A 25,313-nucleotide genomic window follows, 5' to 3' on the forward strand; every position below is an offset into this window, starting at 1 on the left:
CATGGCCCGCCGACACCGCTGCCATCGCGTGGTTGTGGTTCGATAGACGCGGCAGGCAGCCGGATCTGGATGCCCACGACATGTACTGCGAAGGGGTGAAGATGGCCGAGGATGTTCGCGCGGAAATCGTGGCCAGTGTGCTCGAGGTCGTGGTTAACGAGGGCGATCAGATCGGCGCGGGCGACACCCTGGTGCTGCTGGAGTCGATGAAGATGGAGATCCCCGTGCTGGCCGAGGTGGCAGGCACGGTCAGCAAGGTCAGCGTTTCGGTCGGTGACGTCATCCAGGCCGGCGACCTCATCGCAGTAATCAGCTGAGACCGTGATTTGGGTGTACTTGGTCACGATTTGCGTGACCAACTACGCCGAAACCGCCCCTAGCCAACATGTCGACTCTCGGTGACCTGCTTGCCGAGCACACCATGTTGCCCGGCAACGCGGTTGACCATCTGCACGCGGTGGTGGGGGAATGGCAGCTGCTGGCCGATCTGTCCTTCGCCGACTTCCTGATGTGGGTCCGCCGCGACGACGGCTCCCTGGTGTGCGTGGCGCAGGTACGCCCCAACACCGCGCCGACGGTGCTGCTGGCCGACGCGGTCAGCACGCTGGCCGCGCCGACGGACATGCCCGTCGTCGCCGCGGCCTTCGAGTCGGGCAGTATCGGCGTGGGAGACGGTGCGGGACAACCGGTTTCGCCCGGGCTCAATGTGGAGGCGGTGCCGGTGCGCTACGACAACGAGGTCGTTGCGGTGCTCACCCACCAAACGGCGTTGGCGTCGCGCAAAGCCAGCCCGCTGGAAAGCGCATACCTGGACTCTGCGGGCGATCTGCTGCACATGGTGTCGGAGGGCACCTTTCCCAACGTCGGCGATCTTGCGGTGTCGCGTTCCAGCCCCCGCGTCGGCGATGGTTTCATCCGCCTCGACGAGGGCGGCGTGGTGGTGTTCGCCAGCCCGAACGCGATATCGGCCTATCACCGGATGGGTTTGCCCGCCGAACTCGAGGGGCATGACCTCGTCGAGGTGACACGGCCGCTGATCTCCGATCCGTTCGAGGCCGAGGAACTGGCCGAGCACGTGCGCGACTCGCTGAGCGGCGGGTCGAGCATGCGCATGGAAGTCGACGCGGGCGGTGCCGCTGTGCTGCTGCGCACGCTGCCGTTGGTGGGCGGTGGCAGGCCCGTCGGCGCGATCGTGCTGATCCGCGATGTCACCGAGGTCAAGCGCCGCGACCGCGCCCTGCTGTCCAAGGACGCCACCATCCGCGAGATCCACCACCGGGTGAAGAACAACCTGCAGACCGTCGCGGCGTTGCTGCGCCTGCAGGCCCGGCGCACCAACAATGCCGAGGGCCGTGAGGCGCTGATGGAATCGGTGCGCCGTGTGTCGTCGATCGCGCTGGTGCACGACGCGCTGTCGATGTCAGTGGACGAAGAGGTCAACCTCGACGAGGTCGTGGACCGGATCGTTCCGATCATGAATGACGTTGCGACAGTGGGCAGTCCGATGCGCATCACCCGCGTCGGCGACCTCGGGGTGCTCGACGCCGACCGGGCCACGGCGTTGATCATGGTCATCACCGAGCTGGTGCAGAACGCGATCGAGCATGCCTTCGACGGGTCCACCGAGCAGGGTTGCGTGACGATTCGTGCCGAGCGCTCGGCGCGGTGGCTTGACGTCATCGTCCATGACGACGGTCGTGGTCTACCCGAGGGGTTCAGCCTGGAGAAGTCCGACCGGTTGGGTCTGCAGATCGTGCGGACGTTGGTGTCCGCGGAGCTGGATGGCTCGTTGGATATGCGCGATGGGCGCGATGGGGGAACGGAGGCGGTGTTGCGGGTCCCGATCGGCCGCCGCGGCCGAGCCGCGCAATGACGAGGGCGGCCGAGCCGCGCAATGACGAGGGCGGCCGAGCCGCGCAATGACGAGGTCGGCCGAGCCGCGCAATGACGAGCGGTGCCGAGCCGCGCAACAATTGCGCGAATTGGCTATTTGTATCGCGAACTGGCCCTAATTGAATTCGCACACGTTTACGGCCCCGATTTTCACCGGGGCCGTAAATCTATTGGTCTGTACTGCGGTTAGACGCTGCTGCGGGCCTTGGTGCGGGCATTGCGTCGCTTCAGCGCGCGCCGCTCGTCCTCGCTCATGCCGCCCCACACGCCGGCGTCCTGGCCGGACTCCAATGCCCAGGTGAGGCACTCGGTGGTGACGGGGCAACGATTGCAGACGAGCTTCGCGTCGGCGATCTGCGCGAGCGCCGGCCCGCTGTTCCCCACTGGGAAGAACAGTTCCGGATCCTCGTCACGACAGACCGCCTTGTGGCGCCAATCCATAATCACAACTCCTTACATGTGCGCAGCGGGGCGCACGAGCTTTTCTTCGGCTGTCAACGCGTGCAAAGGGAAATGTTTCTGCACTGGTTGCTATCGATGCTTTCACAGGCTGGACAGATGTCAACACTCATCAGTTAACAAGTGCGCAATCTCACTAGAAGGAGGTGTTAGCGGATCACTCAATCGTTTGTACTACGCTTGATCCACCTGCGCCCTCAATCGGACCGCAGAATGTTATTACTGCAGGTCAGGCGGAGAAATCGCAGGAGGTGCGAGCACGCCGAGCGCGTCGGGAACGGCAGTGAACGTCATCGAGTCGCGCCGGCCCAGGTAGTCACCGTCGATCTGGCATGCCACCGCCGTGTCGCTCGTCACCCGCAGCCACGGCAGATCATCGTCGCGGACCAAGTGCTTGGCTTCGATGCGCGGCCGCCGCGACAGCATCTGCCGCACCAGCCGCAGATTCGCCCCGACGTTCATGCTGGTCGTGGCGAATACACCCAGGCCGGTCTCGAAGGTGGTCGTCGGGTTCGTCCAGACCGGTCGGCTGTTGGCGTATGTCCACGGGCTGGCGTTCGACACGAAAGCGAAGTGCACACCGGTCACTGGTTCGCGGTCAGGCATATGCAGCGTGAGCGACGGCTCTTTGCGGGTGCTCGCCAACACTTCGCGGATCGCTACCCGGATATAGCGGGACGCGGTGACCTTGCGTCCCTTGCTGCGTTGCGCCTCGACGGCGGCCACAACATCGCCGTCGACACCCATGCCCGCGGTGAACACGCCCCAGCGCTCCCCACAGTCCATCAACCCGATCCGCCGCCAGGTCTTGTGGCGTCGGTAGCTCGACAGTAGGTCGACGAGCTGGTTGGTCGCTTCGATCGGGTCCGGGCTGATGCCCAGTGCGCGGGCGAAAACGTTGGCCGAACCGCCGGGGACGACGCCGACTGCGGGTGCGGCCGCACCAGGCCCTCCGACCTCCAGAATGCCGTTGACCACTTCGTTGACGGTGCCGTCGCCGCCGTGCACGATCAGCACGTCGACGCCATCGCGGGCGCTGTCGCGGGCGATCTCGATGGCGTGGCCGCGGTGGTCGGTGTGTACGACCGCCAGCTCGACGCGGCTTTCCAGCGCGTGGGCCAACAGGTCACGCCCAGCCGGCGTCGTCGACGTCGCGTTCGGGTTCACGATCAGGACGGCGCGCACGGGGCGTCAGCTTATCGGGACGGCCGACGGGGGTCAGGGTGCGCTCGGCGGCTTGCACCTTGCCGGCGGTCCAAGTTGTCGGCTTGGCGGTCGCGGTGATAGCGGACGAAGCGCTGTTCGCAGCAGTCGTGACGTGGCTTGTACGGGGCCTGCTGGCAATGAGACCGCGGTCTGCGGTTGGTTACCATGTCGATCACATCAGGGCACCGGCGTGGCTGCCGGACGCATGCCCTCCGAAGGGAGCGAAAGTGGCGAAAGCCGTAGGGATCATCGGCGGCGGCATCATGGGTTCCGGTATCGCGGAGGTATCGGCTCGCGCGGGCGTCGACGTCGTGTTGCGCGAGATCAACAATGAGCTGATCGAGGCGAGCATCCGCCGACTCGATACCTCGCTGGACGCCGCGGTCCGCAAAGCCAAACTCACACAAAGTGAGCGCGACGACATCAGAGGACGCATCCGCTTTACCGAAAGGCTCGAAGAGCTAGCCCATTGCGATCTGGTAGTCGAAGCAGTCGTCGAGGACCTCGGGGTCAAATCCGAAATCTTCGCCGCTCTCGGGAAGATCGTCCGCACCGATGCACTGATCACGAGCAACACGTCATCCATCCCGATCATGCAGCTGGCGGCCGCCACGGAACGCCCGGAGCGCGTCCTCGGCCTGCACTTCTTCAATCCGGCGCCGGTCATGCCGCTGGTCGAGATCATTCCGTGTCAGGTCACGTCGGACGAAAGCGTAAGCCGCGCCATGGCATTCGCGAACGAACAACTGGGTAAGACCGTTGTCACGGCCAAGGACCGCGCCGGCTTCATCGTCAACGCTCTGCTGATTCCCTATCTACTGTCGGCGATCCGTATGGCGGATGCGGGTCTTGCCAGCGCAGAAGACATCGACAAAGCGATGGTCGGCGGCTGTAACCACCCGATGGGTCCGCTCGCGCTGACCGACCTCATCGGACTCGACACCACGATGGCGGTGGCCGAGTCGATGTACGCCGAGACCAAAGAGCAGCTGTATGCCCCGCCTGCGCTGTTGCTACGCAAGGTAGAGGCCGGTGAACTCGGCCGCAAGACCGGACGCGGGTTCTTCACCTACTCCAAATAGGCGACAGAGGTTCTCCGGCGCATCAGTCGCTAACCTACGGATATGACCGTTCCCTCACCGTCAACCGTGCGCCAGGCCGCCGTCCTGGTCGGCCTCGAAGGCCTCGGTGGGCTGATGGCCGCGCTGGTCTACCTGGTGAGCGGGTTGTCCGGTACCGACCAGCCGGGGATGAACTTCTTCGGCACCGCCGCCTGGTTCGCGATCATCGGCGGCGGGGTCGCCGCCGCGGGATGGGCGCTGTGGACCGGTCGGCGCTGGGGCCGCGGCATCGCGGTGTTTGCGCAGCTGCTGCTGCTTCCGGTGGCCTGGTACATGGCGATCGGCTCACATCAGTGGGTCTACGGCGGGGTCGTGGCGATCCTGGCGCTGATCACGCTGGGGCTGCTGTTCAGCCCGTCCACGCTGCAGTGGGTGGCGGCTTCCGACACCGGTCAGAGTTCAGCGGCCAAGGCGGACAACTCCGGGCCCGACACCCGGTAGGTGATCCAGTCGGTCTGCGGCTTGCCGCCGACGGCGTCGTAGAGCGCGATCGCGTCGATGTTCCAGTCCAGCACCGCCCACGTCAACCGGGTGTAGCCGTTGTCGACGCACTCGCGGGCCAGCGTGGCAAGGATTTTGCGGGCCAGGCCGCGCCGGCGAAACTGCCGACGGACGTAGAGGTCTTCCAGATAGATACCGGCCACACCGTCCCATGTCGAGAAGTTGCGGAGCCACAAGGCCCCGGCCGCGACCTCACCGTCGACCTCGGCGAGGTGCCCGAACACAATCGGCGTATCGCCGAAAAGCGCTGCATATACCTGACTTTCGGTGACCGTACATTGGTCGCTGGCGTGTTCGAAGGCGGCGAGTTCGTGGACCATCGCCGTCAACTCCGCCTCGTCGCCCGGGCGGACGCGACGGATGAGTTCGGTCATGGCTGGGCCTGCAGGGCCGACAGGATCGTGGTGAACTTGCTTGTGGTCTCGGCGACTTCGTCGTCGGGATCGGATTCGGCGACGATGCCCCCGCCCGAATAAGCGGTTGCCGTGCGCCGGTCGGCGGACAACTGCGCGCACCGGATGGACACCACCCAGCGGCCGTCGCCGCGCTGATCACACCAGCCCACGGCGCCGGCGTAGAAGCCGCGGTCGCCTTCCAACTCGGTGATCAGATCGGCGGCCGCATCGGCGGGCACACCCCCGACCGCCGGGGTGGGATGCAGTGCGACAGCCAGATCCATTGCAGTGGTGGACTTATCGCGCACCTGGCCGCTGATCATGGTGTAGAGATGCCAGACTGCGTCGGTCTTGCGGAGTTTGGGTTCCGGCGCGATGTCGAGGTCCGTGCAGAGCGGATCGAGCGCATCTCGGATCGCGTCCACTACCAGTTGGTGCTCGTAGCGGTCCTTGCTCGATGCGGCCAGCGCAGCGCCGCTGGCCTCGTCGGCCTCGGGATCGGAAAGCCGGGGGGCAGAGCCGGCGAACGGCGCGCACACCACCTGATCGCCGCGGCGCGCCACCAAGAGTTCGGGGCTGGCCCCCACCAGGGCGGATCCGGAGTAGCCTCCGCCTGCCGCGGTCAGATCGGCGAGAAACGCATTTGCTGTCGGGTCGGCGACCACCAGGCGGTTCACGACGGTGCGGGCGTCGATCGGACCGTCGGCTGCCAACCGCAGCGTGCGGGCCAACACGACTTTGTGCATCGCGCTGTCCGGGTCGCGCAGCCGCTGCAACGCGGCCTCAACGCGTGCCCGGTGTTCCTCGGGTGCGGGCCTGGTTTCGACGATGCGTACAGACGGCAGCGCACGCAGCGGCCACTGCGGTGGTTCGTCGAGGAACTGTACCGCCTGCGGCCGCATCAGCGCCGCCGGTTTGGACATGTCAAAAGGTAAGGCGCCCACGATGATAGGCGCGCTGTGGGAGGCTAACGCGGCTCGCGCGTCAGCGACGTTGGGGAAGGCGGTGTGCACCCCTTCGGCGACGACGGCGCCGCCGGAGACCAGGACGAAGCAGGGTTCGCGCGTCATGTCGGCAGGCACGGGTGGCGATGGCCCGTCAGTCCCAGTGCGCTGATCTGACGCACGCCGTGCTCGTAGCCGCACACCGCGATCGACGCGGCGACCATCGCGAACCTGATCCCGTCCTGCAACGCAAGCTCCACCCAGCGGGTCACCACGGCGCGCGAAAAATGGCCGTGTCCGACGAACAGCACATCACGAGATCGCATGTGCTCCAACGCATACTCGATAGCGCGGTCGGCGCGGTCGCTGACCTGCTGGACCGTCTCGCCGCCGGGGCAGCCGTGCGTCCAAACCAGCCAGTCGGGGACGCTTCGCCGGACCTCTGCGGTGGTGAGGCCCTCGTAGTCGCCGTAGTCCCATTCGGCCAACAGGGGTGAGACACCGTCGACGGTCAGCCCGGCCAGTTCGGCGGTGACCAGCGCGCGGTGGCGCGGGCTGGAAACCACCAGCGGGTTGTCGAGGTCCAGTACCGCGAGCGCGTCGGCGGCCAGCTTGGCCTGTGCGCGACCGGTGTCGGTGAGGTCGAGGTCGGTGCGTCCGGTGTGCTGACCGGAACGCGACCATTCGGTCTCACCGTGGCGAAGCAGCAGCAGCCGGTGCCGTTCGGCACCGCTTTCTGGTCCTCGCCGCAGTGGCTCGTCGCCCACGCCCACGAATTCTGCCCCACGGCGCGTCGCAAGTCGCGAGCACGTGCCAGGATGGGAAGTGTGACGCGGGTTCTTGCGGTCGCAAACCAAAAGGGTGGCGTGGCCAAGACGACGACGGTGGCTTCCCTGGGTGCGGCGATGGTCGAACAGGGGCGCCGAGTGCTGCTGGTGGACCTTGACCCGCAAGGGTGTCTGACGTTTTCGCTCGGGCAGGACCCCGACAAGCTGGCGGTCTCGATCCACGAGGTGCTGCTCGGCGAGGTGGAACCCGATGCCGCGCTGGTCGACACGATCGAGGGGATGGCCCTGCTGCCGGCCAACATCGACCTGGCGGGCGCGGAGGCCATGCTGTTGATGCGGGCGGGTCGCGAGTATGCGCTCAAGCGGGCGCTGGCCAAGCTCGGCGACCGGTTCGACGTGGTGATCATCGACTGCCCGCCATCGTTGGGGGTGCTCACGCTCAACGGGTTGACCGCATCTGATGACGTCATCGTGCCCCTGCAGTGCGAGACGCTGGCGCACCGCGGCGTCGGCCAGTTCCTGCGCACGATCACCGACGTCCAGCAGATCACCAACGCCGACCTGAAGCTGCTGGGCGCCTTGCCCACGCTGTACGACTCGCGCACCACGCACAGCCGCGACGTGTTGCTCGACGTCGCCGACCGCTACGACCTGCCGGTGCTGGCGCCGCCGATTCCGCGCACCGTGCGGTTCGCCGAGGCTTCGGCTTCGGGCTCCTCGGTGCTGGCGGCGCGCAAGAACAAGGGTTCGTTGGCCTATCGGGATTTGGCCGCCGCGCTGCTCAAGTACTGGAAGAACGGCAAACAACTCCCCACCTTCACCCCCGAGCTCTAAAGACGCCGAAAGGGACGAACGGGCGGGAAACTGCGAGTAAATCGCGCCATATCGTCGATCTCGGTGCGGCTCGTGGCGCGGCGCTCGGGCTGGGTCAGCCCAAGGCGACCACTTCGTCGCCGCGTTGCTCGATGACCATCGAACCCGCGACCGCGGGAACCACCGGCGTCGGATGCGGTGACCGCTCCACCGCGATGTGGCGATCGCCCTGCCCGGTGGCCGGGTCGAACAGGTCGTAGCCTCCGGTGACAGGCACCAGCAGCCGCCCGGCCATCACCGTCGCCGGCCCCAGCGGAATGTCGGGACCCGACGGCGCGATCGAGTACTTGTAGCGAAGTCCGTTGGCGGAAAACACCATTACCGTGTCGCCGGTCCACCAGGTGATCAAGTCCCCGGCGCGCGACATCGTGGCGTTCGCCGCCGGGGGTCTGGGCAACTGGGTGCTCGCGACGGTCGCGCCGGTTTCGTCGATGACGTTCACCGTCGGCTGGGGGGTCGGCACGTACACGGCCGTCGTGGTGTCCGCCACGGCGACGACGCGCGCGCCCGAGTCGTCGGCGACGCCCTCCAGCGGCACGTATTTCAGCTCAGGGGTGTCTTCCTCGTCCGACGGCCGCAGCAGCGTCAGCCGTAGGTCTGGTTCATGCGGGCAGGCCTCCAGCACCGATACCGCGCTCGAACTGGCCGCCGCGGACACCAGCCGGCACAGCGGCAACACGGGGATGTCGGGTTTGATGCGGGCGTCGATGGCGCCGTAACTGAGCATCCTGACCATGTCGGAGCGCCACAGCTCCAGCCGGGTGTCACCCGCCGACAACACGGTGGTGCCGTCCGATGACAGCGTCACCTCGGGGTCGGCGTAGCCCGAACGGGCCGGACCGCGCACCCCGGTGCCGGCGTCGATCGTGCTGACCTGTCCGCAGCCGCGGACGTCGGGATACACCGCGACCGCGTACTCGTAGACATAGGTGACCCCGCACAACGGCAGATCGCGGGCGTAACTCCATGACGTGTCCCCGGTCGCCGGGTCGCGACCCTCGACGACGCTGCCGTCCCCGGTGACCACACTGCCCGCCACCACCAGCGGTCTACGGGTCTGCGTGCTGGGCGCCGTCCACAGCTGCGCCAGTGCGTCCGGCACCGCCTTGGCCGGTGTCAGTTTCGGCACGGGCTCGGCGGCCGGTCGGCTGATCGTGGCCCGCGCGTCGCTGTTCCACCAGACCAACGCGATGACGACGGCCACCACCGCGACTATCGCCAAGGCCGCGGCCACATCGGCCTTGGTGCGGCGTTCGGGTTTGACCATCGCGGGGCCGGGCGCCTCGCTAGGTGGCGCTGGCCGGCGCCTTACCCGACCGGCGCCGACGCCGACGGCGAGGTTTGGCGTTCTCGTCGGACCCGGTGTCGTCGCCATCGGTCGGGGTCTGCTCGTTGGCCGACGACCCCGGATGCCCGGTCACCGGCTTGCCGCCGCGGGTCCGCCGCCGGGCGCGGTTGCGGCTGCGGGGACGGTCGGTGGACCGCTCGGCCGGCGCGCGTTTGGCCTTCGGTTTGACCGCTGCGCCGACGCGACCACTGGCGTCGGCCGGGATGCCCAGCTCCTCGTACAGGTGCGGTGAGCTGGAGTAGGTCTCGGCGGGTTCGGGGCAGCCCAGCCCCAGCGCCTTGTCGATCATTTCCCAGCGGGGCAGCTCATCCCAGTCGACCAGCGTCACGGCGACGCCGGTCTTGCCTGCGCGGCCGGTGCGGCCGATGCGGTGCACGTAGGCCTGCTCGTCCTCGGGGATCTGGTAGTTGATGACGTGGGTGACGTCGTCGATGTCGATGCCGCGGGCGGCGACGTCGGTGGCGACCAGCACGTCCACCTCGCCGTTGCGGAATGCCTTGAGCGCCTTCTCGCGAGCACCCTGGCCCAGATCACCGTGCACGGCGCCGACCTTGAAGCCCCGCTCGCCGAGGTCGTCGGCGACCTTCTGGGCGGTGCGCTTGGTGCGGGTGAAGATCATCGTGGCCCCGCGACCTTCGGCCTGCAACACCCGGGTGACCAGTTCCACCTTGTCCAGCGCATGGGCGCGGTAGACGAACTGCTCGGTGGTGTCGTGGGTGGCCGCCGAATGGGGGGCCTCGGCCCGGATGTGCGTCGGCTGGTTCATGAACGTGCGGGCCAGCGTGATGATCGGGTCGGGCATGGTGGCCGAGAACAGCATCGCCTGACGCTGGTCGGGGATCTGCTTGAGAATCCGCTCGATGTCGGGCAGAAAGCCCAGATCGAGCATTTCATCGGCCTCGTCGAGCACCAGCATGGACAGCCCGCCCAGTTGCAGGTGACCCTGCTGGGCCAGGTCGAGCAGCCGGCCGGGCGTGCCGACGACGACGTCGACGCCCTTCTGTAGCGCCTCGATCTGCGGCTCGTAGGGGCGCCCACCGTAGATGGACGTGACGGTCAACTTGCGCTCACCGGCACGCAGGTGCTTGGCCGCGACCGACAGGTCGTTGAACACCTGTAGGCACAGCTCGCGCGTCGGCACGACGACCAGCGCCCGGGGGATACCGGACAGCGGCCGCTCGGCGTCGCTTGTGATGCGCTGAAGCAGCGGCACTCCGAACGCCAGGGTCTTGCCCATCCCGGTGCGGGCCTGGCCGATCAGATCGTCGCCCGCCAGCGCCATCGGCATGGTGAGTTCTTGGATAGCAAACGGATGTTCTTTGCCGTCTTCGCGGAGAGCCTGGACAATCTCGTCACGAACTCCGAGTTCAGCAAAGGTTGGATTGAGATGCGTCATACGCGGTCGAGGTAGCCTTTCACTTGTCATTCCTCATGGCGTCCACACGCGCGCACGAGTTCGACGAAGCTGCTGCCGGGGCCCAGCGCTGGTAGGCGGACCAACTGCGTGCACGCACATTTCTTCGGAAGCGGCAAACCCAAAGTGCTGTGAGCACCACTGCCATCGACCATCATACCCGCGCGGCCTCGCCCGGCAGTCGGCGCGCCGGGCGGCGTTTAGGCTTGGCCCATGACTTACCCGCCGGGACCCGAGCCCAAGTCCACCTCGGTGTCATCGGGCGTCTCCCCGGATCACCCCGGTGTCAACGAACTGTTCGCGCTGCTGGCCTACGGTGAGGTGGCCGCGTTCTACCGGCTCACCGACGAGGCGCGGATGGCGCCGAACCTGCGCGGCCGGATCAACATGGCCATCATGGCCGCCGCCGAGATGAACCACTACGAGGTGCTCCGAGATGCGTTGCAGCGCAGGGGAGTCGACGTAGTGCCGGCGATGACGAAGTACGCGTCGGCGTTGGAGAACTACCACCGCCTGACCACGCCGAGCACCTGGTTGGAAGCGCTGGTGAAGACCTACGTCGGTGACGCACTGGCCGCCGACTTCTATCTCGAGATCGCCGACGCGCTGCCCGACGAGATCTCCGACGTGGTGCGGGCGGTGCTGGCCGAAACCGGGCACTCACAGTTCGTCGTCGCCGAAGTGCAGGCCGCCGTGACCGCCAGCGACAAACAGCGCCACCGGCTGGCCCTGTGGTCGCGGCGTCTGCTCGGTGAGGCGATCACGCAGGCGCAGTTCGTGCTGGCCGATCACGACGAACTGGTCGACCTGGTGATGGCCAGCGGTGAGGGCCTGAGCCAGATGACCGAGTTCTTCGACCGCCTCCAGCGCACGCACGCCGCCCGCATGGAGGAGCTGGGCCTGGCCTGACCAGCGCCGCGCTACTTCGTGCAGTTGGTGATGATCGTGTTGTTGTTCTGCGCGGCGATCACCGCACCCGACGCGTCGGTGATGCTGCAGTTCAGCTGACCGGCCACGCTGGTCGCGGTGACCGAGCTGAGCTCCACACCGGGGTCCAACACGATGGTCTTGGCCCACGGCAACGCCGCGTTGACGTCGGTTCTCAGCGCGCCCTGCGCGTCGGTGTAGATCACTGTCACCAGATCGATCAGCTGGCGATTGCCGGTCACCCGATAGGTCACTGTGCGCGGTGCGGGCGCTGGCGGCGGGGCCGCCTGAGCGGGCGGGACGGCCTGCGTGGGCGGCACGACCGGCTGTGCGGTCGGCTGTGCGGTTGGTGCGGCCTCGGCCGACGGCGTGACGGTGGTGACGGTCTCCGGCGGCAGGGTGGGAACCAACCCCGCGCGCGGGGCCGAGGACGCGGTTGCGCTCGGGCTGGGCGCCGTCGACGTCTGAGTGGCCGTAACCGAACCGCTGTCCCCACCGCCGAGGATCACGCCCGTCGTGCCGACGGCGACGAACAGAATGGCCCCGGCGATGCCGGCCACCCACATCCAGCGCCGGTCGATACGCGCCTCGTCGTCCTCGAAATCGGCGTACTCGTCGGTGTATTCATCGGCGTAGTCGTCGTAGTGCTCGTCGTACCCCTCGTCATAGCCAGGCCGGTATCCGGCGTCGAAGTGAGGGTCGTAGTCGAGCTGGTCGACGGGCGATCCGCCGTCGTGGCCGCGGCGTTCGGTCGGGGTCAGCGAATACGGCGACCGCGCAGTAAAAGGCCTGTTCATGTGGACTTTCCCAAGTCGTATCGAGCAATACCCGGCTGATGCTATCGATGCCAGAGTGACGTATGAGGTCTGGCGGCCGGTGTGTTGGTTACGGTCCGGACTCGGTTCGGTCGCCGTTTGTAGCCGCGGCGCGAAATACGCTCAACGGGGCTTCGCTGACCGCGAACTCACCGCCTCGGCACCGCGTCGACGGCGTCCATTAGCCTTGGTGCAAACAGTCCCGGCAAGTGCGACGAAACGGAAAGGGTCCGCAGCGTGGAGGTCAAGATCGGTGTCATGGACAGCCCGCGTGAGCTGGCCTTCAACAGCGCACAGACGCCCAGCGAGGTGGAGAAGTTGATCACCGATGCGCTGGAGCGGCAGTCGGGTGTGCTGGCCCTGACCGACGAGAAGGGCCGACGCTTTCTGGTGCAGACCGCCAAAATCGCCTACGTCGAGATCGGCGCGGCCGACGTGCGCCGCGTCGGGTTCGGGGTCGGAGTGGGAGCCGAGCCGGCTAAGACCGGGTAAGCGGCACGTGTGACAAGCCGCCCCAGATGAACTGCACGGTGCCCTCCACGGCGTCTTCCTTGGAGATCGGGCGCTCGGCGTTCAGCCAATAGCGCGCTGAATCGACGCTGATGGCGACCAGGCCGACGGCGATCATCCTGGCCCGGTGCGGTTCCAGCCCGGAATCGTGGCTGATCAGGTCGAACACCGCGTCGGTGCAAGCTTCGGTGGCCACCTTGACCTGCGCGGCAACCTGCGGCTCGGTGACGTAGTCGTTCTCGAAGATCAGCCGGTAGCCCTGGCCGTCGTGCTCGATGAAGTCGAAGAACGCCTGCACGGCGGCGCGCACGCGCTGGCGGTTGTCGGTCGTGGTGCGCAGCGCCTGTCGCACCCCGGAGACCAGGTTTTCCACATGGCGCTGCAGCACCGCCAGGTAAAGCTCCAGCTTCGACGAGAAATGTTGGTAGAGAACGGGTTTGCTTACGCCGGCACGATCAGCGATCTCGTCCATGCCTGCGGCGTGATAGCCGCGGTAGACGAACACCTCGCTTGCCGCAGCGAGCAACTGCCCACGACGTTCATCACGTGGCAGCCTGTTGCCGCGCCGGTTGGGTCCGTTGCCGTTTCCCGACGGTGCGTTCTTCCTCGCGGCGGGGTTCGCGAGATCGCTCATCATGTCCTTCGTCCGGTCAGTTTCGGCAATGACACTACTACCGTCGGCAAAGGCGTAGTGGTAGGCCGTCGTCGGCTTCTTCGGTGGCGCGCCGGAAGTGCCTGCGCTTCGGCCTGTGTCATCCTGATTCGGTGACTCACGACTCGGAGCGTCGCGTGGACTCGCGGATCCGGGGAGATGTGCCCGCTTTGCGTAATGAGTGGCGCGAGCCACTACGTGCGCAACGCGATCCGCTGTCCCAGGGGTCTGGGCGGATCAGGTCCAACCGCGATGAGCACCGCCAGGTGCGCAAACAAACCTGGCTGGGCCGCTTCGTGTCCACCTACGGTTGGCGCGCCTACGCATTGCCGGTGCTGATGGCGTTGACCGTCGTCGTCGTGTACCAGACGATCACCGGGACCAGCGCGCCGCCCACTGCCGAGCAGGCCGAAGGCCCGGTACAAGGCCCGCCCACCATCGGGGTGGCCAGCACCGCCATCATCGGCGCCCCGCCCAAGGGTCTGACCGAGTTCGACGCCAACCTGCCCACCGGGATCCTGCCCGCGGGCGGGCCGTTCACCCAGGCCGGCGCCAAGACCTGGCACGTCGTGCCCGGTGCCACCGCACAGGTGGGGGAGGGCACCGCCAAGGTGTTCACCTACACCGTCGAAGTGGAGAACGGCATCGACACCACGACGTTCGGTGGCGACGACGGGTTCGCCAGGATGGTCACCGAAACCCTGGCCAACCCCAAGAGTTGGACGCACAACCCCCAGTTCGGGTTCGTCCGCGTCGACGAAGCCTCCGGGGTCCAGCCGGATTTCCGGGTATCGCTGACCACGCCCATGACGATCCGCGAGGGTTGCGGCTACGACATCCAACTCGAGGCGTCCTGTTACAACCCCGCCTACATCGACGGCCAGCCACGGGTGTTCATAAACGAGGCCCGCTGGGTGCGCGGCGCGATTCCGTTCCAGGGCGATGTGGGGTCCTACCGGCAGTATCTGATCAACCACGAAGTCGGCCACGCCATCGGCTACCAGCGTCACGAGCAGTGCCCGGAAAACGGTGAGCTGGCGCCGATCATGATGCAGCAGACGTTCTCCACCAACAACGACGACGCGGCGCGCTTCGACCCCGGCACGGTCAACCCCGACGGTAAGACCTGCCGGTTCAACCCCTGGCCCTATCCGATCGCCTGATTTTCCCCTCCTTATTTCCGCGAGCGTGCGGGTTCCCCGCGCTTCGCGGTCGGGCCCAGAGGCCGACACGCCGAGGTTTAGCCAGAGTTCACGCACGCTGGCCAAGGCCGCGGGAAGCCCTACGGCCCAATCCGCGTTGTGCGGTACGACCTATTGTTAAGGCAGGACAGCCTAAGGAGTAGTTCGGTGTCGACACCGTTGCCGCCGCTGGTTGAACCGGCGGGCGAACTCACGCGTGACGAGGTGGCGCGCTACAGCCGTCATCTGATCATCCCGGACCTGGGGGTGGATGGGCAGAAGCGGCTGAAAAACGCCCGGGTGCTGGTGATCGGGGCCGGTGGGCTGGGTTCGCCGACGCTGCTGTACCTGGCCGCGGCTGGGGTGGGCACCATCGGCATCGTCGAATTCGACGAGGTCGACGAATCCAACCTGCAGCGCCAGGTCATCCACGGGCAGTCCGACATCGGTCGGTCCAAGGCGAAGAGCGCACGCGACTCGATCCTCGAGATCAACCCGCTACTCGAGGTGCGGCTGCATGAGTTCCGCCTCGAACCGGACAACGCCGTCGACCTGTTCTCCCAGTACGACCTGATTTTGGACGGTACCGACAACTTCGCCACCCGCTATCTGGTCAACGACGCCGCGGTGTTGGCGGGCAAACCGTATGTGTGGGGCTCCATCTACCGCTTCGAGGGCCAGATCTCGGTCTTCTGGGAGGACGCCCCCAACGGACAGGGCCTCAACTACCGCGATCTCTACCCGGAACCGCCACCTCCTGGAATGGTGCCGTCCTGCGCTGAGGGCGGGGTGCTGGGCATCTTGTGCGCGTCGGTCGGCTCGGTCATGGGCACCGAGGCGATCAAGCTGATCACCGGCATGGGTGAACCGCTGCTGGGGCGGTTGATGGTGTACGACGCGCTGGAAATGAGCTACCGCACCATCAAGATCCGCAAGGACCCGGCCACCCCGAAAATCACCGAACTGATCGACTACGAGGAGTTCTGCGGCGTCGTCTCCGACGCGGCCGCCGAAGCCGCCGCCGACGCCACTGTCACCCCGAGGGAGCTTCGCGAGCTGATGGATTCGGGCAAGCCGCTGGCGCTGATCGACGTGCGTGAGCCCGTCGAGTGGGAGATCAACCGCATCGAGGGCGCCGAGCTGATCCCCAAGACCGCCTTCGAATCGGGCGAGGCCCTGGCCAAACTGCCCGTGGACCGCACGCCGGTGTTCTACTGCAAGACCGGGGTGCGCTCGGCCGAGGTGCTGGCCATCGCCAAGAAGGCCGGCTTCTCGGACGCCATGCACGTGCAGGGCGGAATCGTCGCGTGGGGTAAGCAACTCGAACCCGACATGGTGATGTACTAACGCCTGGTTTGCCCGTGCGCGGCTTAGGCTGAGCTCGTGACAGTCGATGGCCCGCCGGATCATGTGCTGGCGGCGTTCGGGCTGACCGGCGTCGAGCCGGTTTCGCTTGGCTCGAGTTGGGAGGGCGGCTGGCGCTGCGGCGAAGTCGTGCTGTCGATGGTGGCCGATCACGCCCGCGCCGCCTGGTCGGCAAAGGTGCGCGAAACCCTGTTCGTCGACGGGGTGCGGCTGGCGCGGCCGGTGCGCTCCACCGACGGTCGGTATGTGGTGGCTGGTTGGCGCGCCGACACGTTCGTCGCGGGCAGCCCCGAACCGCGCCACGACGAGGTGATCTCGGCCGCCGTGCGGTTACACGAAGCGACCGCCAAACTGGAACGTCCGCGGTTTCTCACCCAGCCCCCGGTCGCGCCGTGGGCCGACGTCGACGTCTTCATCGCCGCCGACCGCGCCGCGTGGGAGGAACGTCCGTTGCATTCGCTGCCGCCGGGCGCGCGGGTTTCGCCCGGCTCCGCCGACGGCCAGAAGTCAATCGAGTTGCTCAACCTGCTCGCGACGCTGCGCAGGCCGACCAAGAGTCCCAGCCAGTTGGTTCACGGCGATCTCTACGGCACAGTGCTTTTCGCCGGCACCGCCGCGCCCGGCATCACCGACATCACCCCGTACTGGCGGCCGGCGTCGTGGGCGGCCGGGGTGGCGGTCGTGGATGCGCTGTCATGGGGCGAGGCCGACGACGGGCTGATCGAACGGTGGAACGCGCTGCCGGAATGGCCGCAGATGTTGTTGCGCGCCTTGATGTTCCGCATCGCCGTGCATGCGCTGCATCCGCGGTCGACGGCCGCGGCGTTTCCCGGGCTGGCGCGGACGGCCGCGTTGGTGCGGCTGATCCTGTAGTGGCGGCTCACGCTCGGTTTCGGGGCGCGAACGTGGGTTACCCGCACGCTTTCACGCGGCGGAGCGTGTCGGTAACCCACGTTCGACGGCTCAGAACGTGTGGCGCACTTGCCCCAACGGCACCCGGCCGTCATGGGCCAGCACGCCTTCGGCGCGCAACAACTCGAGTTGTCGCGTCGTCAGATGCGCAGCGGGCCGCCCGGATGCCCGGATCACGCGATGCCACGGCAGATCCGACGAGTCGGTGCGCATGATCCAGCCGACGATGCGCGCGCTGGAAAGCCCTGCGGCATCGGCGATGTCACCGTAGGTCGACACCCGCCCTGGCGGAATCGCGGCGACCAAAGCGCGTACGGTCTCCACCTGCTCCTCGGTGACCGCCGCCATTGTCAACGCCGGTTCAGTGCGTCGCGGATCAGCGCCGACGTGTCGGCGGGGCGAGCGTGGGCCACCATGTGTTCGCAATCCCACTCGGCCCACGTGAATGCGTCCCCGAGGTGTTGGCGCAGCGACGCGATCAGATCATCGGAGGCGTAGGCTGGGCGGGTGCGGGCAGCGCGCACCAACGTGGTCGGTGTTTCCTTGGGCGGCAACGTGACCGGGCGGGCCAACTCGCTCCAGTACGCCATCATGGCCGGGATGCTGATCCGCCATCCCACTCGCCCGTTGGGTAGCGCGACGAGGTGCTCGTCGAGTTCGCGGTCCAATTCGGCCGGTTCGACCTCACCCCACGAGCCGTTGGCCTTCTCGGCGCGGGCTTCGGCGCGGTCGGTGTAGTCGGGGGAGGCGAGCATGTTCTCGGCGATGTCGCGCATCCACGCCCCGTCGAGCCCGACGGCCGGGTCGAGCAGCACCAGCGCCGAGACGAGGTCGGGCCGGGCGACAGCGAGCTTCAACGCCAGCCCGGCGCCGAACGAGTGCCCGACCACCGCCACGGGTCCGTCGGCCTCGATGAGGGTGGTCAACGCGGCGACGTTGGCATCCATCGTCCACGGCGCCGCCCACGACGACCGGCCGTGCCCGATCAGGTCCGGTGCGACGACCGCGAACTCGGCCAGGTGCCGCGTCGCCAGCGTTTGCCACCGTTGACCGTGCCCGGTCAGGCCGTGAAGTAGCAGAACGTCGGTCGGCCGCGCCGGGCCATACCGGTGCACATACAGGTCGGCGGTCACAGATGTGATGCTGCCACCAGCGCCGACCGCGATTTGTCAGACCCCCATGGTGTTATTCGGGGCATGTCCGCACCGCACACCGATCTGACACCGGCCGCGCTCGCTGAACCGGGCACGCGCGGGATGGTCCGCGTCATCGGCGGCGCGGGCACCGGTAAGAGCACGCTGCTGATCCGAACGGCCGCCGCGCACATTGCCGCCGGGTTCGATCCGGAAAGTGTTCTGCTGCTGACGGGTTCGGCCCGGCTCCGAGTCGAAACCAGGGCCGCCGTCACCGCGGCGCTGCTGGGCGCCGGTGAACGCGCGGTCGTGCGTGAACCGCTGGTGCGCACCATGCACTCCTATGCCTTCGCGGTGCTGCGGTTGGCCGCGCAGCGCAACGGCGACCCGCCGCCGCGGCTGATCACCAGCGCCGAGCAGGACGGCATCATCCGCGAACTCCTCGCCGGCGATCTCGAGGACGGCGACACGTCGGCGGTCGCCTGGCCGCCGCATCTTCGTGCGGCGCTGGGCACCACCGGATTCGCCACCGAGTTGCGCAACCTGCTGGCGCGCTGCACCGAGCGCGGCGTGGATCCCGTTGAACTGCAACGTATCGGGCGCCGTGCGCGTCGTCCCGAATGGCTGGCCGCAGGGCAGTTCGCCCAGGCCTACGAACAGATCATGTTGTTGCGCTCCGCGGTCGGGATGGCCGCGCCGCAGGCCACCATCCCCGCCCTGGGCGCGGCGGAGCTCGTCGGGGCGGCGTTGGAAACCTTCGCCACCGACGCCGACCTGCTGGCCGGCGAACGGGCGCGGGTGAAACTGCTCCTCGTCGACGACGCGCAGCAGCTGGATCCGCAGGCCGCACGGCTGGTGCGGGTGCTGTCGGCGGGCGCTGAACTCACCGTCGTGGCAGGCGATCCCAACCAGGCGGTGTTCGGCTACCGCGGCGCAGATCCCGCCCTGCTGCGCGGCGAGGAGCCGACGATCACACTGACGCAGTCCCACCGGTGCGCACCGGCCATCGCCGATACCATCACGGCGACCGCACGACGGCTACCCGGTGCCGACCCGGGCCGCCACCTCGAGGGCGCCGACGGACGTCCGGGCGAGCTGAGCGTGCGCATCGCCGGCTCATCACACGCCGAGTCGGCGCTGATCGCCGACGCGCTGCGCCGCGCCCACCTCGTCGACGGGCTGCCGTGGTCGCAGATGGCGGTGGTCGTGCGCTCGGTGCCGCGGCTCGGCGCCGCGCTGGCCCGCGCACTGGAGGGCGCAGGCGTACCTGTCGAGATGTCCGCAACGGGCGCACCGTTGGCCGCACAACCGGCGGTGCAGGCGCTGCTGACGGTGCTCGAGGCTACCGCACACGGGCTCGACGGCGACCAGGCGCTTGCGTTGGTGACCGGACCGATCGGCAGGGTCGATCCGGTGTCGCTGCGGCAGTTGCGGCGCAGTCTGCGCCGCGCCGACGGCAGCCAGCCTCCGCGTCCGCTCACCGAACTGCTCGTCGCGGCACTGGAACAGGGCACCGACGCGTTGCCCGACACCCTGGAGCGTTCGATGCGACGCGTGCGCGCTGTGCTGACCGCCGCGCGCCGCACGGTCGAAAAGGGCCAAGACCCGCGCTACACCCTGTGGCAGGCCTGGCACCGCTCCGGACTGCAGCGCCGATGGCTGAGCGCCAGCGAACGTGGCGGCACCGCGGGCGCGCAGGCCGACCGCGGCCTCGACGCGGTCACCGCGCTGTTCGACGTCGCCGAGCAGTACGTCAACCACACGGCGGGTGCGTCGCTGCGCGGTCTCATCGACCACGTGGCCGGCCTCGGCGCGCCGGCCGCCCCGCGTGACGAGCGCGACGTCGACGCGGTCGCCGTGCTCAGCGCACACGCTGCGCTGGGCCGCGAATGGGAGTTCGTCGTGATCGCCGGTGTACAGGAAGGGTTGTGGCCCAACACCGTTCCCCGGGGCGGGGTGCTGGCCACCCAGCAGCTGGTCGACGTCCTCGACGGTGTCGCGACCGACGAGGACCGCGGGTTGTCCACCCGGGCGCCGCTGCTGGCCGAGGAGCGCCGGCTGCTGATCGCCGCGATGGGATGCGCCCGCGACCGGTTGCTCGTCACCGCGGTCGACAGCGACAACGGCGACGACGCGACGCTGCCGTCCTCGTTCTGCCACGAACTGGCCACCATGGCCGACGACGCCGACCCGGCCGCTTTCACACCGGTCAAGGCGCCGCGGCTGTTGGCGCCGGCGGCGCTGGTCGGTCGGCTCCGAGCGGTGGTGTGTGCCCCCGACGACGCCGTCGATCACCGCGTCCGGGCCTGCGCGGCAACACAGTTGGCGCGGCTGGCCGTCGCCGGGGTGCCCGGCGCGGATCCGACGCAGTGGTACGCCATGACACCGGTGTCCTCCGACGAACCGCTGTGGCGCGGCGATGACCACACGGTCGCGCTGTCGCCGTCGACGCTGCAGATCCTCACCGATTGCCCGCTGCGCTGGATGCTCGAACGCCACGGCGGCACCGACGGCCGCGACGTGCGCTCAGCGGTCGGTTCGCTGTTGCACGCCCTGGTGGCCGACCCGGGCAAGACCGAGAGCCAGCTGCTCAACGAACTGGAAAAGGTCTGGGAGAAGCTGCCCTACGAGGCCGCCTGGCATGCCGACAACGAGCTGACCCGGCACCAGGCGATGCTGTCGACGTTTCTGCAGTGGCGGGCCCAGACACGCCGCGAGTTCACCGAGGTCGGTACCGAGGTCGACGTCGACGGGGTGGTCGCGCCCGCCGGCGACGGCGAGCCGCAGGTACGGGTACGCGGCCGGGTGGACCGCATCGAGCGCGACAGTGAAGGCCGGCTCGTGGCCGTCGACCTCAAGACCGGTAAGAGCCCGGTCACCAAGGACGACGCGCAACGGCACGCCCAGCTGGCGATGTACCAACTCGCGATCGCCGAAGGCCTACTGTCGGAGGGTGATTCACCCGGTGGTGGCCGACTTGTCTACCTCGGCAAGCCGAACGCCGCCGGTGCCACCGAACGCGAGCAGGACGCGTTGACGCCGGACACGCATGCCCAGTGGCGTGAGGCCGTGCGCCGCGCCGCCGCCCAGACCCAGGGGCCGCAGTTCGTCGCACGCGTCAACGACGGCTGCAGCCACTGCCCGGTGCGCGCGATGTGCCCGGCGCAACAGATCTCTGGAGGCCGGTCATGACGGCGCACTACAGCCCCGCCGAACTCGCTGACCGGCTCGGCCTTTTCGCGCCGACCGAGGAACAGGCCGCCGTCATCGCCGCACCGGCGGGCCCGCTGGTCGTCATCGCCGGAGCCGGCGCGGGCAAGACCGAAACGATGGCCGCGCGGGTGGTATGGCTGGTCGCCAACGGCTATGCCAGGCCCAGCGAAGTGCTCGGGCTGACCTTCACCAGGAAAGCCGCCGCCCAACTGCTGCGCCGGGTTCGCACCCGGCTGGCCCGGCTGGCCGGAACCGGTTTGGCGCCCGACGCCGAGACGGCCGACTACCAGGAACCGGCCACCATCAGCACCTACCACGCGTTCGCAGGCAACCTTCTGCGTGAGCATGGGCTGCTGCTGCCGGTCGAGCCCGAAACCCGCCTGCTTAGCGAAACCGAAATGTGGCAGTTGGCGTTTCGCGTGGTGTGCGAGCACCCGGAGCTCGAAACCGACAAGACACCGGCGGCCATCACGTCGATGGTGCTGCGGCTGGCCGGTCAACTCGCCGAACACCTCGTCGACACCGAGCAGCTGCGCGACACCCATGTCGAGCTGGAGCGACTGGTGCACACGTTGCCCGCAGGGCCGTACCAGCGCGACCGCGGGCCCAGCCAGTGGCTGCTGCGGCTGTTGTCGACCCAGACCGAACGGACCGAGCTGGTGCCGCTCATCGATGCGCTGCACCAGCGGATGCGCGCCGAGAAGGTCATGGACTTCGGCATGCAGATGGGCGCGGCGGCCCGGCTCGCCTCGTCGTTCCCCCAAATCGGCGAGCAGCTACGGAAGCGCTACCGGGTGGTGCTGCTCGACGAGTACCAAGACACCGGCCACGCGCAGCGGGTAGCGCTGTCCTCGCTGTTCGGCGGGGGAGTCGACGACGGTCTCGCGTTGACCGCGGTGGGCGACCCCATCCAGTCGATCTACGGCTGGCGCGGCGCATCGGCGACCAACCTGCCGCGGTTCACCACCGACTTCCCGCGCGCTGACGGCACCCCCGCACCCACTTTGGAGCTGCGGACCAGCTGGCGCAACCCGCCGCGTGCGCTTTACCTGGCCAACGCCGTCTCCACGCAGGCGCGGCGCCGGTCGGTCGCGGTGCGCACCCTGCTGCCCCGCCCCGATGCGGAGCCCGGCACCATCCGCTGTGCGCTGTTGAACAACGTTGCGGCCGAACGGGAGTGGGTGGCCGACCACATCGCGCGGCGCTACCACGGCACGCATGCCGACGGCGCCGCCACGCCGACCGCCGCGGTGTTGGTGCGGCGCAACGCCGACGCCGCGCCGATGGCCGAGGCGCTCAGCGCCCGCGGTGTTCCGGTCGAGGTGGTCGGGCTGGCCGGTCTACTCGACGTGCCCGAGGTCGCCGACGTGGTGGCCATGCTGCGACTGCTGGCCGAGCCAACCGCGGGCAGCGCCGCCATGCGGGTGCTCACCGGGCCGCGCTGGCGGCTGGGGGGACGTGACGTCGCGGCGCTGTGGCGACGCGCGCTCGACCTCGACGACACCGCTCGAGGCGCCGACAACGAAGCCGTCGAGCGGATCGTCGCGCAGGCGGCGTCTGACGCCGACGCCGCCTGCCTCGCCGATGCCATCTGCGATCCCGGTTCCGCGGCGGCCTATTCGACGGCCGGGTACGCCCGGATCGTGGCGCTGGGCCGCGAGTTGACCGCGCTGCGCGCGCACCTGTCGCATCCGCTGCCCGACCTGGTCGCCGAGGTGCGTCGGGTGCTCGGCGTGGATGTCGAAGCCCGTGCGGGTCAGCCGGTTTCGGCGGGGTGGTCGGGCACCGAGCACCTCGATGCGTTCGCCGACGTGGTCGCCGACTTCGCCGCCCGCCCGGCCGCAACGCTGCCTGGTCTGCTGGCGTACTTCGCCGTGGCCGCCGACGCGGAGGACGGGCTGGCACCCGCGGACGTCACCGTCGCCCAAGACCGCGTGCAAATCCTCACCGTGCACGCGGCCAAGGGGCTGGAATGGCAGGTGGTGGCGGTGCCGCATCTCAGCGGCCGGGTTTTCCCGTCGACCGGATCCGCCCGCACCTGGCTCACCGACGCCGGGGAACTGCCGCCGCTGCTGCGCGGCGACCGCGCCACCACATCGCGCCACGGTGTCCCGGTGTTGGAGACCTCCGACGTCACCGATCGGAAGAAACTGTCGGACAAGATCTTCGACCACAAAAAACTGCTCGAGCAACGTCGCACCGATGAGGAACGCCGGTTGCTGTATGTGGCGCTCACCAGGGCCGAGGACACGCTGCTGTTGTCCGGGCACCACTGGGGAGCCACCGAGAACAAGCCGCGGGGACCGTCGGAGTTCCTGCACGAACTCAAAGACGTCATCGAGCAGTCGGCCGCGGCCGGCGAGCCGTGCGGGGTGATCGAGCACTGGGCCCCGGCTCCCGCCGACGGTGAACCGAACCCGCTGCGCGACAAGGTGATCGAGGCGATATGGCCGACCGACCCGGGCGGCTCGCGGCGCGGGAACATCGACCGGGGCGCCGAGCTGGTGGCGCAGGCGATGTCGACCGGATTCGACGAAACCGCCGCAGACGCCGACGAGGGCTGGGCATCGGACGTCGACGCGCTACTGGCCGAACGTGACCGCGCGGCCGAACCACCCGCATCGCCGCCACTGCCGACGCAGATCTCGGTCAGCGCCATGGTCGAGCTCGGCCGCGACCCGGACTCGCTCACCCAGCGGCTGCGGCGACGACTTCCGACTCGACCCGATCCGCATGCGTTGCTGGGCTTAGCCTTTCACGACTGGGTCCAGCGCTTCTACCACGCCGAGCGGTTGTTCGACCTCGATGACCTGCCAGGTGCGGTCGACCACGACACCGGCGTCGCCGACGAACTCGCCGAACTACAGGCAGCGTTCGCGGTATCGCCGTGGGCCGCGCGTACCCCGCTCGACGTCGAGGTGCCGTTCGACATGGTGATCGGTGATCGGGTGGTGCGGGGCCGCATCGACGCGGTGTTCGCCGACGCTGACGGTGGTGCGACGGTGGTGGACTGGAAGACCGGTGACCCGCCCGCGACCCCGGAAGACAAGCAGCACGCGGCGATTCAGCTGGCGGTGTATCGACTCGCGTGGGCGCAGTTGCACGGCCGCCCCGTCGATTCGGTGCGTGCCGCGTTTCACTACGTGCGGACGGGAACCACCGTCGCACCCGACCCGCTGCCCGCTGCGGAGGAGTTGGCGGCGCTGCTCAAGACGCGTGCCGCCTAGGAGTTGCGGTAGATCTTGAGCGCCTGCAGCACCATCGGAATCTGCAGTGGCAGCCGGGCCAGCGCACCGATGCGCATCACCAGCGGCTTCTTCGGCTCCTGGGACCACAGCCGGACCATGTTGACGTTGGCGGGAAACACCGAGACGAACAACGCGATGGCGGCCAGCGCCCCGAGGCGACGCGTCCGGGGCGCGGCCAGCAGGGCCGCGGTGCCGAGCTCGGCGACCCCGGAGGCATAGGTGTAGAACCGCGCGCTGCCGGGCAGTTCGGCCGGGACGATCGAGTCGAACGGCTGCGGCGTCAGAAAGTGCAGGCTGCCGACACCGAGCAGCATCGCCGCCATCCGGTACGCCGGTGCCGGGTCGGCCATCTGCTGCAGCTCGGGAGGCAAAGAGGTCATGGTTACATAATGGCGTGCGCTCACTTGCAGCGGTG

The 25,313-nt window shown here is 68.3% G+C and carries 24 protein-coding genes; 12 read left to right on the plus strand and 12 right to left on the minus strand.

Features of this window, described 5'->3' with window-relative positions; genetic code table 11:
• Positions 1-101: 101 nt before the first annotated feature.
• Both ABQF13_RS22600 and ABQF13_RS22605 read left to right on the plus strand, forming a co-directional pair.
• Positions 102-317: a biotin/lipoyl-binding carrier protein gene (locus tag ABQF13_RS22600; protein WP_448395092.1), complete on the plus strand. Its 216-nt coding sequence runs from the start codon at positions 102-104 to the stop codon at positions 315-317.
• A 68-nt stretch (positions 318-385) separates the two neighbouring features.
• Complete coding sequence (locus ABQF13_RS22605; RefSeq protein WP_448395031.1) at positions 386-1,873, plus strand: two-component system sensor histidine kinase PdtaS; 1,488 nt, start codon at positions 386-388, stop codon at positions 1,871-1,873.
• Between the two features lie 206 nt (positions 1,874-2,079).
• On the opposite strand, the gene ABQF13_RS22610 is transcribed toward ABQF13_RS22605, so the two are convergent.
• Both ABQF13_RS22610 and ABQF13_RS22615 read right to left on the minus strand, forming a co-directional pair.
• Positions 2,080-2,334 carry a WhiB family transcriptional regulator gene (locus ABQF13_RS22610; RefSeq protein WP_448395032.1) on the minus strand — a complete coding sequence of 85 codons (255 nt, stop codon included), beginning with the start codon at positions 2,332-2,334 and terminating at the stop codon, positions 2,080-2,082.
• A gap of 237 nt (positions 2,335-2,571) precedes the next feature.
• Positions 2,572-3,537 (minus strand): diacylglycerol/lipid kinase family protein, encoded by a 966-nt coding sequence (locus ABQF13_RS22615; protein ID WP_448395033.1) that lies wholly within the window; start codon positions 3,535-3,537, stop codon positions 2,572-2,574.
• A gap of 83 nt (positions 3,538-3,620) precedes the next feature.
• On the opposite strand from ABQF13_RS22615, the gene ABQF13_RS22620 reads away from it, so the two are divergent.
• Positions 3,621-4,640 carry a 3-hydroxybutyryl-CoA dehydrogenase gene (locus tag ABQF13_RS22620; protein WP_448395034.1) on the plus strand — a complete coding sequence of 340 codons (1,020 nt, stop codon included), beginning with the start codon at positions 3,621-3,623 and terminating at the stop codon, positions 4,638-4,640.
• Between the two features lie 42 nt (positions 4,641-4,682).
• On the plus strand, positions 4,683-5,120 hold the full coding sequence (locus ABQF13_RS22625; RefSeq protein WP_448395035.1) for a hypothetical protein: 438 nt from the start codon (positions 4,683-4,685) through the stop codon (positions 5,118-5,120).
• Here the strand turns inward: ABQF13_RS22625 and ABQF13_RS22630 are convergent.
• Genes ABQF13_RS22630 through ABQF13_RS22640 form a run of 3 tightly spaced genes read right to left on the minus strand, consistent with a single transcriptional unit; the run spans position 5,072 to position 7,286 of the window.
• The gene (locus ABQF13_RS22630; protein ID WP_448395036.1) at positions 5,072-5,554 is read right to left on the minus strand and encodes a GNAT family N-acetyltransferase; all 483 of its coding nucleotides are present in this window, start codon (positions 5,552-5,554) and stop codon (positions 5,072-5,074) included. The two genes, ABQF13_RS22625 and ABQF13_RS22630, sit on opposite strands and share 49 nt — an antisense overlap.
• Entirely contained in the window at positions 5,551-6,645 is a 1,095-nt protein-coding gene (locus tag ABQF13_RS22635) for an isochorismate synthase (RefSeq protein ID WP_448395037.1), read from the minus strand. Before ABQF13_RS22635 ends, ABQF13_RS22630 begins: the two co-directional genes overlap by 4 nt.
• Positions 6,642-7,286 (minus strand): acid phosphatase, encoded by a 645-nt coding sequence (locus ABQF13_RS22640; RefSeq protein WP_448395038.1) that lies wholly within the window; start codon positions 7,284-7,286, stop codon positions 6,642-6,644. Before ABQF13_RS22640 ends, ABQF13_RS22635 begins: the two co-directional genes overlap by 4 nt.
• Positions 7,287-7,337: 51 nt before the next feature.
• Here ABQF13_RS22640 and ABQF13_RS22645 point away from each other — a divergent pair, with 51 nt between their 5' ends.
• Positions 7,338-8,141 (plus strand): ParA family protein, encoded by an 804-nt coding sequence (locus ABQF13_RS22645; protein ID WP_448395039.1) that lies wholly within the window; start codon positions 7,338-7,340, stop codon positions 8,139-8,141.
• A 94-nt stretch (positions 8,142-8,235) separates the two neighbouring features.
• Here ABQF13_RS22645 and ABQF13_RS22650 read toward each other — a convergent pair whose 3' ends face one another.
• Together ABQF13_RS22650 and ABQF13_RS22655 are read right to left on the minus strand one after the other, a co-directional pair.
• Positions 8,236-9,447 carry an Rv3212 family protein gene (locus ABQF13_RS22650; RefSeq protein WP_448395040.1) on the minus strand — a complete coding sequence of 404 codons (1,212 nt, stop codon included), beginning with the start codon at positions 9,445-9,447 and terminating at the stop codon, positions 8,236-8,238.
• Between the two features lie 19 nt (positions 9,448-9,466).
• Positions 9,467-10,924 carry a DEAD/DEAH box helicase gene (locus tag ABQF13_RS22655; RefSeq protein WP_448395041.1) on the minus strand — a complete coding sequence of 486 codons (1,458 nt, stop codon included), beginning with the start codon at positions 10,922-10,924 and terminating at the stop codon, positions 9,467-9,469.
• Positions 10,925-11,155: 231 nt separating this feature from the next.
• On the opposite strand from ABQF13_RS22655, the gene ABQF13_RS22660 reads away from it, so the two are divergent.
• Positions 11,156-11,851, plus strand: a complete 696-nt coding sequence (locus ABQF13_RS22660) for a ferritin-like fold-containing protein (RefSeq protein ID WP_448395042.1) — start codon at positions 11,156-11,158, stop codon at positions 11,849-11,851.
• An 11-nt stretch (positions 11,852-11,862) separates the two neighbouring features.
• Here the strand turns inward: ABQF13_RS22660 and ABQF13_RS22665 are convergent, their stop codons facing one another.
• Complete coding sequence (locus ABQF13_RS22665) at positions 11,863-12,666, minus strand: superantigen-like protein SSL4 (RefSeq protein WP_448395043.1); 804 nt, start codon at positions 12,664-12,666, stop codon at positions 11,863-11,865.
• Positions 12,667-12,921: 255 nt separating this feature from the next.
• Here ABQF13_RS22665 and ABQF13_RS22670 point away from each other — a divergent pair, with 255 nt between their 5' ends.
• The gene (locus ABQF13_RS22670; protein ID WP_448395044.1) at positions 12,922-13,176 is read left to right on the plus strand and encodes a DUF3107 domain-containing protein; all 255 of its coding nucleotides are present in this window, start codon (positions 12,922-12,924) and stop codon (positions 13,174-13,176) included.
• Here ABQF13_RS22670 and ABQF13_RS22675 read toward each other — a convergent pair.
• The gene (locus tag ABQF13_RS22675) at positions 13,163-13,828 is read right to left on the minus strand and encodes an HTH-type transcriptional activator FasR (RefSeq protein ID WP_448395045.1); all 666 of its coding nucleotides are present in this window, start codon (positions 13,826-13,828) and stop codon (positions 13,163-13,165) included. The two genes, ABQF13_RS22670 and ABQF13_RS22675, sit on opposite strands and share 14 nt — an antisense overlap.
• A 131-nt stretch (positions 13,829-13,959) precedes the next feature.
• Between ABQF13_RS22675 and ABQF13_RS22680 the strand changes: the two genes are divergently transcribed.
• The 3 genes from ABQF13_RS22680 to ABQF13_RS22690 all read left to right on the plus strand — a co-directional run bounded on the left by ABQF13_RS22680 (position 13,960) and on the right by ABQF13_RS22690 (position 17,265).
• Positions 13,960-15,009 (plus strand): DUF3152 domain-containing protein, encoded by a 1,050-nt coding sequence (locus ABQF13_RS22680; protein ID WP_448395046.1) that lies wholly within the window; start codon positions 13,960-13,962, stop codon positions 15,007-15,009.
• Positions 15,010-15,195: 186 nt separating this feature from the next.
• The gene (gene moeZ / locus ABQF13_RS22685) at positions 15,196-16,374 is read left to right on the plus strand and encodes an adenylyltransferase/sulfurtransferase MoeZ (RefSeq protein ID WP_448395047.1); all 1,179 of its coding nucleotides are present in this window, start codon (positions 15,196-15,198) and stop codon (positions 16,372-16,374) included.
• 36 nt (positions 16,375-16,410) lie between these two features.
• A complete protein-coding gene (locus ABQF13_RS22690) occupies positions 16,411-17,265 on the plus strand; it encodes a TIGR02569 family protein (RefSeq protein ID WP_448395048.1) in 855 nt (284 codons plus the stop codon).
• Positions 17,266-17,355: 90 nt separating this feature from the next.
• Here the strand turns inward: ABQF13_RS22690 and ABQF13_RS22695 are convergent, their stop codons facing one another.
• Both ABQF13_RS22695 and ABQF13_RS22700 read right to left on the minus strand, forming a co-directional pair.
• Positions 17,356-17,652: an MGMT family protein gene (locus ABQF13_RS22695; RefSeq protein WP_448395049.1), complete on the minus strand. Its 297-nt coding sequence runs from the start codon at positions 17,650-17,652 to the stop codon at positions 17,356-17,358.
• Positions 17,653-17,654: 2 nt separating this feature from the next.
• Positions 17,655-18,437, minus strand: a complete 783-nt coding sequence (locus ABQF13_RS22700) for an alpha/beta fold hydrolase (RefSeq protein WP_448395050.1) — start codon at positions 18,435-18,437, stop codon at positions 17,655-17,657.
• A 63-nt stretch (positions 18,438-18,500) separates the two neighbouring features.
• On the opposite strand from ABQF13_RS22700, the gene ABQF13_RS22705 reads away from it, so the two are divergent.
• Complete coding sequence (locus tag ABQF13_RS22705) at positions 18,501-21,629, plus strand: ATP-dependent helicase (RefSeq protein ID WP_448395051.1); 3,129 nt, start codon at positions 18,501-18,503, stop codon at positions 21,627-21,629.
• A complete protein-coding gene (locus ABQF13_RS22710; RefSeq protein WP_448395052.1) occupies positions 21,626-24,877 on the plus strand; it encodes an ATP-dependent helicase in 3,252 nt (1,083 codons plus the stop codon). Before ABQF13_RS22705 ends, ABQF13_RS22710 begins: the two co-directional genes overlap by 4 nt.
• Here ABQF13_RS22710 and ABQF13_RS22715 read toward each other — a convergent pair.
• Positions 24,874-25,278 carry a DoxX family protein gene (locus tag ABQF13_RS22715; protein WP_448395053.1) on the minus strand — a complete coding sequence of 135 codons (405 nt, stop codon included), beginning with the start codon at positions 25,276-25,278 and terminating at the stop codon, positions 24,874-24,876. The genes ABQF13_RS22710 and ABQF13_RS22715 overlap by 4 nt on opposite strands.
• Between the last annotated feature and the right edge of the window lie 35 nt (positions 25,279-25,313).

This window comes from Mycolicibacterium sp. XJ879 (assembly GCF_053483935.1).

Excerpts from the sequence above, each read along its gene's own strand:
- ABQF13_RS22600 (WP_448395092.1), top strand. The coding sequence starts at position 102 with ATGGCCGAGGATGTTCGCGCGGAAATCGTGGCCAGTGTGCTCGAGGTC.
- ABQF13_RS22605 (WP_448395031.1), top strand. The coding sequence starts at position 386 with ATGTCGACTCTCGGTGACCTGCTTGCCGAGCACACCATGTTGCCCGGC.
- ABQF13_RS22610 (WP_448395032.1), bottom strand. The coding sequence starts at position 2,334 with ATGGATTGGCGCCACAAGGCGGTCTGTCGTGACGAGGATCCGGAACTG.
- ABQF13_RS22625 (WP_448395035.1), top strand. The coding sequence starts at position 4,683 with ATGACCGTTCCCTCACCGTCAACCGTGCGCCAGGCCGCCGTCCTGGTC.
- ABQF13_RS22630 (WP_448395036.1), bottom strand. The coding sequence starts at position 5,554 with ATGACCGAACTCATCCGTCGCGTCCGCCCGGGCGACGAGGCGGAGTTG.
- ABQF13_RS22635 (WP_448395037.1), bottom strand. The coding sequence starts at position 6,645 with ATGACGCGCGAACCCTGCTTCGTCCTGGTCTCCGGCGGCGCCGTCGTC.
- ABQF13_RS22645 (WP_448395039.1), top strand. The coding sequence starts at position 7,338 with ATGGGAAGTGTGACGCGGGTTCTTGCGGTCGCAAACCAAAAGGGTGGC.
- ABQF13_RS22650 (WP_448395040.1), bottom strand. The coding sequence starts at position 9,447 with ATGGTCAAACCCGAACGCCGCACCAAGGCCGATGTGGCCGCGGCCTTG.
- ABQF13_RS22655 (WP_448395041.1), bottom strand. The coding sequence starts at position 10,924 with ATGACGCATCTCAATCCAACCTTTGCTGAACTCGGAGTTCGTGACGAG.
- ABQF13_RS22660 (WP_448395042.1), top strand. The coding sequence starts at position 11,156 with ATGACTTACCCGCCGGGACCCGAGCCCAAGTCCACCTCGGTGTCATCG.
- ABQF13_RS22665 (WP_448395043.1), bottom strand. The coding sequence starts at position 12,666 with ATGAACAGGCCTTTTACTGCGCGGTCGCCGTATTCGCTGACCCCGACC.
- ABQF13_RS22675 (WP_448395045.1), bottom strand. The coding sequence starts at position 13,828 with ATGAGCGATCTCGCGAACCCCGCCGCGAGGAAGAACGCACCGTCGGGA.
- ABQF13_RS22695 (WP_448395049.1), bottom strand. The coding sequence starts at position 17,652 with ATGGCGGCGGTCACCGAGGAGCAGGTGGAGACCGTACGCGCTTTGGTC.
- ABQF13_RS22705 (WP_448395051.1), top strand. The coding sequence starts at position 18,501 with ATGTCCGCACCGCACACCGATCTGACACCGGCCGCGCTCGCTGAACCG.
- ABQF13_RS22710 (WP_448395052.1), top strand. The coding sequence starts at position 21,626 with ATGACGGCGCACTACAGCCCCGCCGAACTCGCTGACCGGCTCGGCCTT.
- ABQF13_RS22715 (WP_448395053.1), bottom strand. The coding sequence starts at position 25,278 with ATGACCTCTTTGCCTCCCGAGCTGCAGCAGATGGCCGACCCGGCACCG.